The sequence below is a fragment of the Zoogloea sp. genome, from assembly GCF_017302315.1.
In the GTDB taxonomy this organism is placed as follows: Bacteria; Pseudomonadota; Gammaproteobacteria; order Burkholderiales; family Rhodocyclaceae; genus Zoogloea.
The window spans coordinates 16,823-30,847 of record NZ_JAFLDT010000022.1; the positions used below are offsets into that span (position 1 = coordinate 16,823).

The following is a 14,025-nucleotide window of genomic DNA, read 5'->3' on the forward strand; positions in this document are numbered from 1 at the left end:
CAACTGTTCAATTTCGATACACATCACCCAATTGGTTGCCGCAATGCACCAATCTCGAGCAGCCAGCACAAGGGATTGATAAAGATAGACTTTCTAGCGATAGATGTGACTGATCACCCTCTGGCACGCCACCTGCTGATAGGAGACAACGCTGCGCGAAGCGTTTTCAATCCAAATCCAGGAGGAGACTTCCATGCTGTATGCACTGCCCGGTTCCGCCGACGCCAAGATCCAATACAAGTCCAAGTACGACAACTTCATCGGTGGCAAGTGGGTCGCCCCGGTCAAGGGCGAGTACTTCGACGTCATCACCCCGATCACTGGCAAGGCATACACTCAGGCCGCCCGTTCCGGCGCTGAAGATGTGGAACTCGCCCTGGATGCCGCCCACGCTGCCGCCGACAAGTGGGGCCGTACCTCCGCTGGCGAGCGCGCCGGCCTGCTGCTGAAGATCGCCGACCGCCTGGAAGCCAACATCGAACTGCTCGCCTACGCCGAGACCGTCGATAACGGCAAGGCCATCCGCGAAACCCTGAACGCCGACATCCCGCTGACCGTCGACCACTTCCGCTATTTCGCCGGCTGCCTGCGTGCCCAGGAAGGCGGCATCTCCGAGATCGACGAGAACACCGTCGCCTACCACTTCCACGAGCCCCTCGGCGTGGTCGGCCAGATCATCCCCTGGAACTTCCCGATCCTGATGGCCGCCTGGAAGCTGGCCCCCGCCATCGGCGCCGGTAACTGCGTGGTGATCAAGCCCGCCGAATCCACCCCGATCTCCATCCTGATCCTGGTCGAACTGATCGCCGACCTGCTGCCGCCGGGCGTGCTCAACGTGGTCAATGGCTACGGCCGTGAAGCCGGCATGCCGCTGGCTACCAGCCGCCGCATCGCCAAGATCGCCTTCACCGGTTCCACCGCCACCGGCCGCGTCATCGCCCAGGCCGCTGCCACCAGCCTGATCCCCGCCACCCTGGAGCTGGGCGGCAAGTCCCCCAACATCTTCTTCGAAGACGTGATGGCTGCTGACGACGCCTTCCTCGACAAGGCTGTCGAAGGCATGGTGCTGTTCGCCTTCAACCAGGGCGAAGTGTGCACCTGCCCGTCCCGCGCCCTGATCCAGGAATCGATCTACGACCGTTTCATGGAAAAGGTCATGGCTCGCGTCAAGGCCATCAAGCAACTCAGCCCCCTCGACACCGACAGCATGATGGGTGCCCAGGCTTCCCAGGATCAACTCAGCAAGATCATGTCCTACATGGAAGTCGGCCGCCAGGAAGGCGCCGAGTGCCTGATCGGCGGTGATCGCACCCACATGGACGGCGAACTGGCTGGCGGTTACTACATTCAGCCGACCCTGTTCAAGGGCCATAACAAGATGCGCGTGTTCCAGGAGGAAATCTTTGGACCGGTGCTGGCCGTGACCACCTTCAAGGACGAAGCCGAAGCCCTGGCCATCGCCAACGACACCCCGTACGGCCTCGGCGCCGGCGTGTGGAGCCGTGACGGCAGCCGCGCCTACCGCATGGGCCGCAACATCAAGGCCGGCCGCGTGTGGACCAACTGCTACCACGCCTACCCGGCCCACGCCACTTTCGGCGGCTACAAGGAATCCGGCATCGGCCGCGAAACCCACAAAATGATGCTCGACCACTACCAGCAGACCAAGAACCTGCTGGTCAGCTACAGCCCGAACGCACTGGGCTTCTTCTGATCCAAGTGTCGTAGTCAGTGTAAGGCAAGGTGTTACGGGGCGAGGTCACTCGCCCCTTTTTTTCGTTTACCTCATCCGAGGACACGACCATGGTTGATCGCGTCACCGCCACCGAGGCGGCCCTGCAGTTCATCGAAGAACTGCGTGCCGAATTCGGCCCCCTGATGTTCCTCCTTTCCGGAGGCTGCTGCGACGGCAGCGTCCCCAACTGTTACAAGGTCGGCGAAGTCGTGCCCGGGCAAACGATGATCCTGCTCGGCCAGGTCGGTGGCGCCGATTTCTATCTCGGCCATCAGGAGTTCCAGTATTACGAGAACAGCCAGCTGGTTCTCGACGTCCAGCCCGGCAACGGTGGAGACTTCTCCCTTGATTGCGGGCGCGGCAAGGCCTTCACCACGCACTCCCGCCTCTTCACCGATATGGAGCAGGCCACACTCAGGCCCATCGACGTGCCTTGAGAGGTCGTGATCAAGCCTGCTGGGCCGCGCCGTCTCATACCTTTGCAGGCCGCCCGGCCCCCAGGCACCGACACTACTCGGGAACGACCACCAGAGATCCGTCGGGCAGGCGGTAGGCCGTCCCGGCACGGACCCCGCCCTCAACCGAGGTCGTTGCCCCCTCGCCCTGAAAGCGCTCGACCTTCTTCGCTTCCGCTACCCGGCGCGATGCCCCGGAGGCGGGGTCTCGCGCCACCGCCAGCAGCAGGGCAGCCACCAGGACCAGGAACACGTCGATCAGGTTGACCAGGGACAACAGGGGGTCGTCGTCCCCTTCATCGTCAAGGCGCTGGCGGATCCGGTTCATCGCGACACCTCGCCCTTTTCGAGGGTCAGCAGATCGCTGGCATACCAGCGCCGGCGCACGTTGACCACCCAATAGCCGAGTGCTGCGGCGATCAAAGCCAGGATCACTGCCGAGAAAGCCACCATCAGGCTACGCGACACATCCCCCAACTCCCCGTCCCCCAATGCCTTGAGCGCCGGCCCCATGGGAATCATGGTGGCAGCCAGACCGAGCATCGGCGCCACCCGGGTTGCAATGCGGGCGAACTCCAGGCGGGCCAGCGCGAGTGCCTCCAGGTCAACAATCCGCAGGCCGGGATCCCGGCGGCGGGCTTCGATCAACTCAAAGCCGGCCGCAAGCCCGACCCTGCGTTGTCGGGCTTGCCAGAGAAAGGCGCCGAGGGCGTAGAAGGCGTGCAGGAAGAGCACGCCGATGGCCAGCAGCACCGGTATCAAAAACAACTGACTGGCGGCGTACATCAGGCCTTCGATAACTTGGTTCATGGATCAGGCTCCAAAGGGAAGGAAGGGGGGCCGCCCGCGCTGCTGGCGCAAGGCGCCAACCAACACCAGGGTCAGCAAAAGGGCGGAGAGCGTGGCAGGCTGCGTCCAGGTCGGCGCAGAGACACGGGGAGGGGGCAGCAGGCGTTGCCCCACCACCCGTTGCGGCGACAACGGAATCGACGGCGCCGCGGGTTCGGCCGGGGGCGCCACGACGAGACGACGGGCCATCGGCGCAGGAGAAGGCGTGGCCATGGGCGGCGGGCGGCCGGGTGCGGCAGCCTCCTCCAGCAGGACACCGGGCAAGGGCACGGCACCAGCGACCGGCGGTGCCGCCCCCACCCCACGGGCCTGACCATCCCGGTCCCCCACGTGATAGCCGGTCTGCAGGAACTCGATGGCGTCAGGGTTGCCCTCTGCGGCAGCAGCCTCAAACCAGGTACGCGCCGCCGCCACGTCCCGGGGCACCCCCTTCCCCTCGTGCAGGGCACTCGCGTAGTGGAGCTTTCCGAGGGTGGCATAGGGTGAGTCGCCGGCCTCGGCTGCGCGGCGCATCAGCGCGGCGGCGGCAGGCAGGTCGGGCTTGCCTAGAGCGCCGTCCTGCAGCATCAGGGCCTTCCAGATCATGGCGCCGATGTAGCCCGCCTCGATACAACGGTCGAAGATGCGCATGGCGGTCTCGTGATCACCGCATTTCTCGAACAGATAGCCCTTGCTGCACACCATCAGGCTGGCGGGCTGATCCGCCATGTATTCGAGGGTCTGGTCACCGACCACGTGGGCCAGATCGGTAGGTTCGTCCGTCTGCGGTACAGGCCCACCGCAAAAAAGGTTGCTCGCCAGCGCCGTGCCGGATAACAGGGCCATGGTCAGCAGTGCCGCCATTGAGGGTATTCGCATGCTCGTTCCCGGTGGAAGGCGGACGGGGCCGACCGACCCGTCCTTGCACCCCACTGTAAGACGCCCACCCCATCCGTTCAGCGGCATCCTGCCCCGAAAGGCGCAGGCAATTTGCCCGACGCACGCTTCCGCTGAAAGGCGGGAGAAATGCCCGCCGCTTCGCGGGCAGCCTGACCTCGGCACGGCCTCGCCACACGGTTTCTACTGGCGTCAGCCATCCGGCTCAACCCACGGAGACACCCATGCCCCAGCACTTCGACGCCAACACCATCCCCTGGCAGCCCTTCGGCGACTTCCCCCACTTCGCCTTCACCATCCTGCAGGTGGACATGCAGCAGCGCATTGCCGACGTGCTCTTCCGGTTCGACGCAGGGCAGCAGATCGTGCTGCATCGCCACAAGGCCCTCAACCACACCTTTGTGGTGCAGGGCGAGCACCGCTTGTACGAGATGGATGGACGCCTGCGCGAAACGCGCCCCACCGGCAGCTACACAATCTCGCCCGCCAGCGAGACGCCCCATCGGGAGGGCGGCGGCGCAACGGATGCCATCGTCCTGTTCAGCATGCGGCCACAGCCGGGGGAGATCCTCTACGAAATCCTGGATGATGCCGGGCAGCCCATCGCGGAGATCACCCTGGAAACCCTTCAAGCCATCTTCGAGGCGCAGAGACAAGCGGCCTGAGCAAGCCGACGCGAATGGTGGAGACGGGGCCGGCAGCCCCGTTCCGCTGCGGGAGGCGCCGCCATGAAAGGGGCGCTGAGATCAGGCTACGCAGCGCCCCGCGCTTACCCTCAGATCAGACCCATGCGCAGGGCCAGACGGGTCAGCTCGATGTCGCTGCGCACACCCAGCTTGCTCTTGATCTGGTAGTGGCAGTTCTGCACGGTCTTGGCAGAGATGGACAGGCGCACGCCGATCTCGTCGGCGCTGCAGCCATCCAGCAGCAGGCGCAGGATCTCGAACTCCCGCGGGGCCAGTTCGGCAAGGCGCTCCCGAGGTCGGTCGATGAGCGCCAGGGCGAGTTCAGGTGCGATGTCCGGGCTGATCACCTGGCGCCTCGCCGCAACCTGGTAGACCGCATTCACCAGCACCTCCGGCGGGCTGCTCTTGGTCACATAGCCCAGGGCGCCGGCACGCAGGGCCTGGGTGGCGAAGAGCGGCTCGCGGTGCATGGTGAACACCAGGATGCGCGCGGCCGGGTCACGCTGCAGCAGGCGCCGGATCAGCTCGACACCCCCCATGTCCGGCAATCCCAGGTCGAGCACCAGCACATCGGGCACCAGGGTCTTGAACAGCTCAAGGGCATCGCGAGCGGTGGCAGCCTCCCCGACGATGAGAAGGTCCGCACGGGACTCGAGCAGGCGCCGGTAACCTTCCCGCACGATGGCATGATCATCCACCAGCACCAGGCGTGTGGCCTCAGTCATGGGTCATCTCCACAGTACGCACCGCCTCTGCCGGAAAGTCCGCCTCCACCCGCATCCCGCGGGGCGTCAGCGGAGTCAGGGCAAAGCGCCCTCCCAGGGCCTCGACCCGCTCATGCATGCCGAGAACGCCCAGGCCGCTGCCCGCCGTCGGCCCCTCGCGACCGGCGCCGTCGTCGTCCACCCGCAGACGACAGCCCGCCCCATCGCGCCGCACGTCCACCTTCACCCGTCCGGGATCCCCATGGCGCAGGGCGTTGGTCAGGCTTTCCTGGACGATCCGGTACAGACTGGTGCGCAGCGCGTCGGGCAAGGCATCAATCTCCCCATCCACTTTCAGCTCGAACACGCAATCGGCCTGCCGACGCCGCCAGCCCCCCACCAGGGCCTCGAGGGCCGCGCTCAGGCCGAACTCTTCCAGTCCCACCGGGCGCAGTTGCAGGAGGATGCCCTGCAGGCTCTCCATCATGTGGGCGGTCACCGCCGCGATCGCCCGGGCTGCCGGCAGCAAGTCCGGATCGCGTGCCTCCGCCCGGCCGCCGATGAATGCCGCTTCGGCACCGATGGAGGCCAGACATTGGCCAAACTCGTCGTGCAGTTCCCGCGCCAGACGCCGGCGCTCTTCCTCGCGCACGGCCAGCAAGCGCAGGGCGAGGTGGCGCTGGGATGCCAGGGTCTTCTGCAATTGCTCGGCGAGATGATCGAAGCCGGCGGCAATGCGGCGCAATTCGATCAGACGGGGGCGCGGCATGCGCGCCGACAGCTCCCCCGCCTCCATCCGCGCCAGCACCGCCAGTATCTGATCGGTCGGCCGCAGGGCGCGGCGCACGGGCCGGTAGATCAGCAGGTTGAGCAGCAGGATGCCCAGCGTCATGCCGAGCACCGTGCGGATCTGGTTCCATACCGCCACACTCTCGCTGTCCAGATCGGGCGTGACGACAAACTCCCCCACCTTGACACCCGGATACTGGCCGATCACACCCCGATAGTGAAGATCGGGCCCGATCAGCAAGGCCAGCAACCAGCGAACCACGCCCGGTGCTGCGCCCCCGTCATGAAAGCAGCGCTGCACCACCGCGCGCTTGTAGATGTCCTCCACCGCCACGCAGATGCCCAGCAAGGGCCCGATGCCGTCAAGGGACTTCAGCTCCATACCCTCCAGGCTGCGCCGGAAGGCATCCCGGGTCTGGTCCGCCTCGCCAGCAATCAACCGCTCGACCGTATTGCCGGTGCGCTGAATATGCGTGCCGATGCGCGCCACCGCCTGCTGCAGGACGATGGCTCCCGCAGCCAGACCAATGACCAGGGCAAACAGGCTCACCCGCAACAAGAGGTGGCGCTTGAGGTCCACTGCCGCCGAAGTGGTCTCGGGCACCTTCATCGTGTGCTCATTCATGCTTCCCCGCTTCCCCCGGAGCCCGTGGAGCCATACCATACTGAATTAGTCGGATTTACGGATGGCGCCTCCCGCGCCCCGGTCCGCAGCTTAGCCGATCCCCGACAGGCAAATTGCCCGACCCCAACAACGCCAGCCCCACGACCAGACCACCATGCACACCCTCGAAACCCTGCCCTTCGACAACGCCTTCGCGCGCCTGCCCCCCCATTTCTACACCCGCCTCCACCCCGAGCCCCTGCCCCGCCCCTACCTGGTGGCGGCCAGCACGGAAGTCGCCGGGCTGATCGGGCTTGATCCGGCCGAACTGAGCCGCCCCGAGTTCCCCCAATTCTTTGCCGGCAACCGCCCCTTACCGGGCAGCGACCCCCTCGCCGCGGTCTATTCCGGCCACCAGTTCGGCGTTTGGGCCGGGCAGCTCGGTGACGGCCGCGCCCACCTGCTGGGTGAAGTGGCAGGCCCGGCCGGCGGCTGGGAAATCCAGCTCAAGGGCGCAGGGCAGACGCCCTACTCGCGCTTCGCTGACGGCCGCGCCGTGCTGCGTTCGAGCATCCGCGAATACCTGTGTTCAGAGGCCATGGCCGGCCTCGGCATTCCCACCACCCGCGCCTTGTGCGTGGTCGGGTCGAGCGCCCCGGTGCGCCGCGAGACCATCGAAACTGCCGCCGTCGTCACCCGCCTCGCGCCCAGCTTCATCCGCTTCGGCTCCTTCGAGCACTGGCGGGTGCTGCGCCAGATGGACGAACTGCGCCAGCTCGCCGATCACGTGATCGAACGCTTCCGCCCCGAATGCCGGGACGCGGCGAATCCCTACGATGCCCTGCTGCGCGATGTGGGCCGCCGCACCGGCGAGCTGATCGCCCACTGGCAGGCGGTCGGCTTCATGCACGGGGTGATGAACACCGACAACATGTCCATCCTCGGCCTGACCCTCGACTACGGCCCCTTCGGTTTCATGGACGCCTTCGACGCCGGCCACATCTGCAACCACTCCGATGATGACGGTCGCTACAGCTACAAGTCGCAACCTCAGATCGGCCACTGGAACCTCTATGCCCTGGGCCGCGCCCTGGCCCCGCTGATCGGCGATCAGGCTGCCGTCCAGGCCGCCATCGAGGAAAGCTACGCCCCGGCCTTCGAGCGACACTTCATGGACCTGATGCGTGCCAAGCTCGGCCTTGCCCAGGCGCTCCCCGGCGATGAGGACTTCATCGGCGAGACCTTCGGCGTCCTGCAGCAGAACCACCCGGACTACACCCAGTTCTTCCGCCAGCTCGGGCGCCTGCCGGGACGGGCAGACGCAGCCGGCCCCGGCGCCACCGACGCGCCGGTGCGCGATCTCTTCATCGACCGCGCCGCCGCCGACGCGTGGATCGTGCTATGGCGTGCCCGCCTGGGCGCGGAAGGCCGAAGAGACGCCGAGCGCCAGGCCGCCATGCAGGCCGTCAATCCGAAGTACGTGCTGCGCAACTGGATCGCCGAGTCCGCGATCCGGGCGGCCCGCGCGGGCGACTACAGCGAAGTCACGGCCGTCCACGACTGCCTGTGCCATCCCTTCGACGAACAACCCGAGTACGAACGCTTCGCCGCCGCCCCTCCCGACTGGGCTGAAGGACTCGCAGTGAGCTGCTCAAGCTGATTTCCAGGCTGCGGGATGGGCGTTCGTGGCGGGCACTCGGGACGGTGCCCGGCTAGCTGACTTGCCGCTAGCCGAAGAACACCCCACCGTGGCTACCCGCCACGGCACCGACCAGCACCACCAGGCTCACGCCCAGCAAGACCGTGTGGAGGCGCTGGATGGTCGCCATGGCCCCCAATGGATCGCGCCGCGCCCGCGCTTCGAAAACGCGATGCAGCACGAAGGGCTCCAGGACGAACAACATCAGCGCGAATATCGTCCACACCGCCACCATGCCATGCATCCACCACCAGGAAAGCGGGTCGGCAAACCGCGTCCAGGCATCCAGGCGCCAGGTCAGCCACAGGCCCGACGCCCCGGCGAGCAGCACGCTCCACCGGGCAATCGCGGCAAAGCGCTGCTCCAGACGTTCGAACAGGTCAAGCTGGGCCTGGGGCTCGGCCAGCGCACGACAGGCCGGCAGCAGCACCCAGGTGACGAAAGCCACCCCGCCGATCCAGAGCAGAACGGCAAGAACGTGCAGGGCACGGGCGATGGCAAAATCATTGAAACCGCTCACGACATCTTCCTTTCCTGTTTTGGTGCCTGGAAGGCCGCCTCGTTGTCACGGGCTGCCGCATCACTCACCCATCGCAACAGCGGCCCTTGCGGATTGTCCCGCTGCGTGGTTTCGCAGGCACTGACGCATTGGGCACACTGGGTGCAGGTGAACATGGCACGCTTGATGTTGCGCGGCTTTAGGCGCATCGGGCAGACGTGGTCGCAGGCGCTGTAGCAGCTTGCGCAGTCCGCTGCCCTGTCCCGGGTGAAACCCACCACCATCGCGGCACGGTTGCCCATCCAGGCCAGACTCTGGAACAGGCCGACGGCACAGGCGTAGCGGCAGAACAGGTGACGCGCGAACAGGAACTCCGCCGACAGCACCAGGGTGCCCGCCGCGATGAAGATAAACTCGTTGCGTGTCGGCGAACCGGCCAGCAGATGGCCATAGACCTGGAAGGGCGGCAACAGGTAGGTCAGCAGGACCACGGCCCAGACAAAGGCAAAGCCCACGGCCAGGGGCACCGTCACCAGCCACCATGCCCGGCCATAGTGCACCGGCGTTCCATCCGGCTCCCGCGGCGGCAGCGGCCGCGACTCCCACAGGCTGGGCCGGCCGGTGGCGCGGCGCATGCAGGCATTGATGGTTTCAACCACCGAGAAATGCGGGCACAGCCAGCCACAGTACAGCCGCCCCCAGCGCCAGCCCACCCAGATCAGCAGCGCCCCCACGCCGAGGATGGGCAGCAGAACCCGGCCGATCACCCGCAGCACCACCCCGGGTGCGTCGATGCCCCCGCGGGAAAAATCCTCCAGGCCCGCATGCCACTCGACACCCAGCAGCCAGGCATGCCCGGCGACCAGATCAAAACGCAGCAGGTTGAACACCGGCGCCAGTACAAAGAGCACGAAAAACCCGGCCTGGGCCCAGCGCCGCAAAGCCTGACGCGGCGGTCGCCCCGAAGCGGCCACCGTCAGGATGGGAATGACCCGTGCGGAGCCCATCAGCGCGGCCCGATGAGGGGAAAGCGGAAAGGCTTGCCGGCCAGGGCCCGGGCCAACCCGATGGCCCCGCAGAAGATCAGGGTCGAATGGCAGACGGTGAAGTACAGGATCACCACGACCCAGGTAGAGGCCGCCCCGTAGCCCCCGGCGAGGAGGATCAGGCCGTTCGCCAGGATCAGCAGCACGCCTGCCCACACGCTCGCCGCCAGCGTCTGGCGCAGATGCCCGCGGGCGAGCGCAGGCGCCTTGCGGCGCTGCTGCCACCACAGCACCAGCAGGGCAACGAAGCCCAGGCCGGGGATGAGCATCAGGTTGGCCAGGTACAAGGCCTCGGCGGCCACTGCAATCTCGCGGCCGGGTATCTCGGGATCGGTTGTCAGGTCTTCCATGGGCAGCCCCAGCTTAGCCCGGGAATCCGGAACAAGACTTGACCCGGGATAAGCCCCGCCCCGGTGACGAAACCGGCCCGCAGGGGAGGGAGACCTGTTCGCGGCCCCTCAGATCACCTCAAGCAGCTTGCCTCGTAGCTGTTCCGCCTCACGGCGGCCATCCCGGGACGACACGATGGCGTGATACCACTCGTCAAACAAGGCACGCAATTCCGCCGGACTGCGTGCCGCCTCGACCCGGTCCTGCAGGGAACTGGTTCCTAGGGCACCGACGAAGGCATTGAGGGTATTGAGCATGAAATTGCGAGCTTGCTGCAGGCGCACCGGATCGTCTCCCGGAGGATGCAGGCGGAAAGCGGTGAGGGATGGCTGGGAAACGGGTGCCACCGGGATGCTCGCCGTCGCACCGCCTGCCGGACCGATCATTTCGATGAAACCGTCTTCTTCGAGCATGCCCAGGGTGTGCTGCAGGTCGTCGTACTGCAACATGCCCCGCAGATCCTCCACGCTGCGCTTTCCATCCACAAAGATCAGTACCCGGCGCACCCGGGGGCTCAAACCGCCGGAGCGGGTCTCGATCTCTTCATGCCCTTTGCGGGTCTTGGCAAATATCACACCCATGCTTCCTCCTTCATGCAAGCCGGCTCTCCTGGGTACTGCCCATCCTTCCGGTGACGGTCATTGTAACGACATGGGAATGTGGCGGGCGATTGGTGCCCCCAAGGGGCGGGATGCGTCCCGGTTCGGCCGGTCGCGGCCAGGACTGAAAGCGGCTCAGGACATGTCGGGAACTCGACGCAAGCAATTCCAGCCCGCGCCGGAAAGCGCAGCCAAACATGGATTCGGGTGAGCAGATCGGGCCGTGCAGTTTGATCTATTCAGCCCTCAATGCTCCGCGGCGAGCTGGACGGCCAGCCGGCGTGCCTGGGCCACACACTGCTCGCCCCGCTCCAGACCATCGATGAATCGGCGGGGAATACCCGCCAGACCAACCTGCGCCCCCGCCAGGGCGCCGGTGAGCATCGCCCGTGCCTGATTCTGTCCTCCGCCATTGACCGCGTGCAGCACCGCCGACTCAAAATCATCGCGGAAGCGCGCAGCCAGATAATAGGCAGCGGGAAACTGGTGGTACACCGCACAGGGCATGCCATAGACCAGTGACACCTTCCAGGCCGGCTCGATGCGGATGTCCGGATCGTGGGCCGCGCTGGCCATCGCCGACGGCCCCAGCAAGGCATCCGGCGAAGGAAAGCGCCCCGCCACGGCGGTCTCGGGCTCACCCGGACGTGGCGCCCCCAGACGGCCACGGGTGACCGTATGGAAGGGCAGCTCTCCGGTCTTGACCCGCGCCATCAGCTTGCCTGACAGGCTGGCATCCAGGGCATGCCCCTCCACCAGCATGCCCAGCACGGCGCCAAAGGCCACGGTCATGGCTACCACGGTGCCGTCGGTCTGCGTGAGCAGGGTATTGCGGGTCAGGGCAGCGGCCAGCTCGGCCGGGCGCAGGGCGTAGCGCACGGCAATGGCCAGCCCCCGCTCGGCCGCCTCGGTGGTGTCCGCGTTGCCACCACACTGACCCCAGGGCAGACCTTCGCCCACCCGGCGGCGCCAGGCCTCGCGGATCGACTGGCTGGTGTAGCCACCAGGCCCGGCCATCGGCGTGCCATCGATCAAGGGAAAGAAGTCCTCGTCGATCCGGCGGCAGAAGTCCGCCTCGTCGTAGCCTCCCGCGGCCACCAGGGAATCCAGGGTCAGGGCCAGCAGGACACCGGCCTGGGAAGCCTGGCCCGCCTTCAACCCGGCGTGATAGCGCCCGGGGCGCGGGTCGGTGTAACCGGAGATCCAGTCACCGTAGTCGGCCCGGAGTTCATCCAGGTCGTAATACCAGTGGGGGCCGAGGGCCAGGGCATCGCCGATGAAGGCGCCCATCAGGGCACCGGCGGCTCGATCCTGCAGGGATTGGGTCGGCATGGCAGGCTCCACAGTCCAAAGCTGTCAGACGGTTTTGTCCGCCGCCCGTTCCATCACCGCAGCGAAGAACTGCCAGGCCAGACGCAGGGCATCGGGGCCATCGGGATCGGAGAAGGCCTGCCCGGCCGCCCCGCCGCTCCAGGCATGCCCCATCCCATGCACGCGCAGCAGGCGCACATAGGTCTGACGCCCCACCTTCCAGTCCTGGCGGGTAATGCGACGCCGGCTGCCGCGGCGGATCTCGCCGCTGGCGACGCTCATCTTCGTGCCCTCGGGCAACAGGTCGGCCCACAAGCCGGCCGAGGTCTCGGCGTTGGCAAAGGACACCACGGGGTCGAAATCCCCATGGATCAGAAGTAGCGGTGGGGCGGCGCGCCCGTTCAAGGCCCGGGCGATGGGCTCGGCGTCGGGGGAGCGCCGGCCGCGCATGGTCTGCCCCGCCTGCAAAGGGGTGACCGCGCTGTGGGGCGCCGCCCCCGAGTGACTGCCCACAGCAACGAAACGCTCCGGATGCTCAAGGCCGAGGGTCAGCGCCATCGAGCCCCCGGCCGACAGACCAATCGCGAACAACGGCCCCCCGATGCGCGGGTGGGCACTGACCGCATGATCGACGATGGCCATCAGGATGCGGGTCTCCATCCCCACCCGGGCATCACTGCCGAACCAGTTCCAGCAGCGCTGGGGATTGGCCTCCTGGGCCTGCTCAGGCATCAGCACGGCAAAGCCCCGCTCCCGGGCCACCGCGGCGCAGCGGGTGGACGCGGCAAAGGCCGCCGTATCCTGGGCGCAGCCGTGCAGCAGCAGGAGCAGTGGAATCGGGCGGCGGGTGCTCGCCCCGGTGGGAATGAACAGCCGATAGCGACGCATGGCCAACGGGCCAAGCCCCCAGCGCCCTTCATGCCAGCGCCCCCCGGTTACCGCGGCCGGCGCATCGGCGGGGGTTGCAATGCCCGACATCACATGGCGAGCCGAGCTGGCCAGGCGCCCGCCGGCGGCGATGCCCTGACGGGTGGCGGCCTTGCCGATCTTGGTCGATTGGCGCACACCGGCCCGGGTCAGCTTGAAGAGGGCGGAGACGAGGGGTGACTTGCGACGGGCCATGCGTGACTCCTCAGAAAAGCAAAAAGGCCCCGAAGGGCCTTTTTACCTCAATCCCGAAGGATTGATTGAAACATCAGGCAACCTTGAGGGCGCTGGCAGCGGCCTTGGTGCCCTTTTCGACGTTCTCGACGGCAACCAGGGTGGCCTTCTCGACGCTGGCCTGGGCGGCAGCGGCGACTTGCTTGGCGGCCTTCTGGGCACCTTCGTAGGCGGTGCTGGCATTGGCCAGAGCGGTCTTCACGGCCTTGATGGCGGGCTCGGAGCCAGCGGGAGCGTTCTTGAAGAGGTTCTCGAGGGCGCTATCCACGTTCTTGGACAAGGCAGCGGCTTCGGCTTCGACCAGCTTGGTCAGCTCTTCCTGGGTGTCGCCACCGATCTCGGACAGGCTGCGGCCGTAGGCCACGGACTTCTCGACGGCCGGGGTCACGGCGCCCAGGTTCAGGGCGGCCAGGGCCTTCGGATCCTTGGCGGCCAGCACAGCCTTGGAGAAGGCAACGCTGTCGTCAAAGGCGCCGCGGGCGGTGGCCAGGTTCAGGCTGGAAACACGCTCGACAGCGGTGAAGAGGGTGGTGATGAAGCTGGTGGCGGTCTTCAGACCGGCTTCAGCATTGGCCTTGGAGGCGGCGACGATTTGCTCGGGGGTAACGGACATGATGATCTC

General features: G+C 66.7%; 16 protein-coding genes. 4 read left to right on the plus strand and 12 right to left on the minus strand.

The window, feature by feature from the left end; all coding sequences use genetic code 11:
- Positions 1 to 193 precede the first annotated feature (193 nt).
- Positions 194 to 1,714, plus strand: a complete 1,521-nt coding sequence (locus J0L98_RS08975) for an aldehyde dehydrogenase family protein (RefSeq protein ID WP_296411355.1) — start codon at positions 194 to 196, stop codon at positions 1,712 to 1,714.
- 89 nt (positions 1,715 to 1,803) lie between these two features.
- On the plus strand, positions 1,804 to 2,172 hold the full coding sequence (locus J0L98_RS08980; protein ID WP_296411357.1) for a DUF779 domain-containing protein: 369 nt from the start codon (positions 1,804 to 1,806) through the stop codon (positions 2,170 to 2,172).
- Positions 2,173 to 2,245: 73 nt separating this feature from the next.
- On the opposite strand, the gene J0L98_RS08985 is transcribed toward J0L98_RS08980, so the two are convergent.
- The 3 genes from J0L98_RS08985 to J0L98_RS08995 are packed head-to-tail and all read right to left on the minus strand — an operon-like array spanning position 2,246 to position 3,864.
- On the minus strand, positions 2,246 to 2,518 hold the full coding sequence (locus tag J0L98_RS08985) for a DUF2149 domain-containing protein (protein WP_296411359.1): 273 nt from the start codon (positions 2,516 to 2,518) through the stop codon (positions 2,246 to 2,248).
- Positions 2,515 to 3,000: a MotA/TolQ/ExbB proton channel family protein gene (locus tag J0L98_RS08990; RefSeq protein ID WP_296411360.1), complete on the minus strand. Its 486-nt coding sequence runs from the start codon at positions 2,998 to 3,000 to the stop codon at positions 2,515 to 2,517. Before J0L98_RS08990 ends, J0L98_RS08985 begins: the two co-directional genes overlap by 4 nt.
- A 3-nt stretch (positions 3,001 to 3,003) precedes the next feature.
- Complete coding sequence (locus tag J0L98_RS08995) at positions 3,004 to 3,864, minus strand: SEL1-like repeat protein (RefSeq protein WP_296411362.1); 861 nt, start codon at positions 3,862 to 3,864, stop codon at positions 3,004 to 3,006.
- 275 nt (positions 3,865 to 4,139) lie between these two features.
- On the opposite strand from J0L98_RS08995, the gene J0L98_RS09000 reads away from it, so the two are divergent.
- On the plus strand, positions 4,140 to 4,580 hold the full coding sequence (locus tag J0L98_RS09000; protein ID WP_296411363.1) for a regulator: 441 nt from the start codon (positions 4,140 to 4,142) through the stop codon (positions 4,578 to 4,580).
- Between the two features lie 110 nt (positions 4,581 to 4,690).
- On the opposite strand, the gene J0L98_RS09005 is transcribed toward J0L98_RS09000, so the two are convergent.
- Both J0L98_RS09005 and J0L98_RS09010 read right to left on the minus strand, forming a co-directional pair.
- On the minus strand, positions 4,691 to 5,326 hold the full coding sequence (locus J0L98_RS09005; RefSeq protein WP_296411364.1) for a response regulator transcription factor: 636 nt from the start codon (positions 5,324 to 5,326) through the stop codon (positions 4,691 to 4,693).
- On the minus strand, positions 5,319 to 6,719 hold the full coding sequence (locus J0L98_RS09010) for an ATP-binding protein (RefSeq protein WP_296411366.1): 1,401 nt from the start codon (positions 6,717 to 6,719) through the stop codon (positions 5,319 to 5,321). The genes J0L98_RS09005 and J0L98_RS09010 overlap by 8 nt, the downstream gene beginning before the upstream one ends.
- Before the next feature lie 154 nt (positions 6,720 to 6,873).
- On the opposite strand from J0L98_RS09010, the gene J0L98_RS09015 reads away from it, so the two are divergent.
- On the plus strand, positions 6,874 to 8,358 hold the full coding sequence (locus tag J0L98_RS09015; RefSeq protein ID WP_296411367.1) for a protein adenylyltransferase SelO: 1,485 nt from the start codon (positions 6,874 to 6,876) through the stop codon (positions 8,356 to 8,358).
- 67 nt (positions 8,359 to 8,425) lie between these two features.
- Here the strand turns inward: J0L98_RS09015 and J0L98_RS09020 are convergent, their stop codons facing one another.
- The 7 genes from J0L98_RS09020 to J0L98_RS09050 form a co-directional block, all read right to left on the minus strand.
- A complete protein-coding gene (locus tag J0L98_RS09020; protein WP_296411368.1) occupies positions 8,426 to 8,917 on the minus strand; it encodes a hypothetical protein in 492 nt (163 codons plus the stop codon).
- Positions 8,914 to 9,903 (minus strand): 4Fe-4S binding protein, encoded by a 990-nt coding sequence (locus J0L98_RS09025; RefSeq protein WP_296411369.1) that lies wholly within the window; start codon positions 9,901 to 9,903, stop codon positions 8,914 to 8,916. Before J0L98_RS09025 ends, J0L98_RS09020 begins: the two co-directional genes overlap by 4 nt.
- Complete coding sequence (locus J0L98_RS09030) at positions 9,903 to 10,292, minus strand: hypothetical protein (protein ID WP_296411370.1); 390 nt, start codon at positions 10,290 to 10,292, stop codon at positions 9,903 to 9,905. The genes J0L98_RS09025 and J0L98_RS09030 overlap by 1 nt, the downstream gene beginning before the upstream one ends.
- 108 nt (positions 10,293 to 10,400) lie before the next feature.
- Entirely contained in the window at positions 10,401 to 10,913 is a 513-nt protein-coding gene (locus J0L98_RS09035; RefSeq protein ID WP_296411371.1) for a hypothetical protein, read from the minus strand.
- 264 nt (positions 10,914 to 11,177) lie between these two features.
- Positions 11,178 to 12,263 carry an ADP-ribosylglycohydrolase family protein gene (locus J0L98_RS09040; RefSeq protein ID WP_296411372.1) on the minus strand — a complete coding sequence of 362 codons (1,086 nt, stop codon included), beginning with the start codon at positions 12,261 to 12,263 and terminating at the stop codon, positions 11,178 to 11,180.
- A 24-nt stretch (positions 12,264 to 12,287) separates the two neighbouring features.
- Positions 12,288 to 13,364: a PHB depolymerase family esterase gene (locus J0L98_RS09045; protein WP_296411373.1), complete on the minus strand. Its 1,077-nt coding sequence runs from the start codon at positions 13,362 to 13,364 to the stop codon at positions 12,288 to 12,290.
- A gap of 73 nt (positions 13,365 to 13,437) precedes the next feature.
- On the minus strand, positions 13,438 to 14,016 hold the full coding sequence (locus J0L98_RS09050) for a phasin family protein (protein ID WP_296411376.1): 579 nt from the start codon (positions 14,014 to 14,016) through the stop codon (positions 13,438 to 13,440).
- Between the last annotated feature and the right edge of the window lie 9 nt (positions 14,017 to 14,025).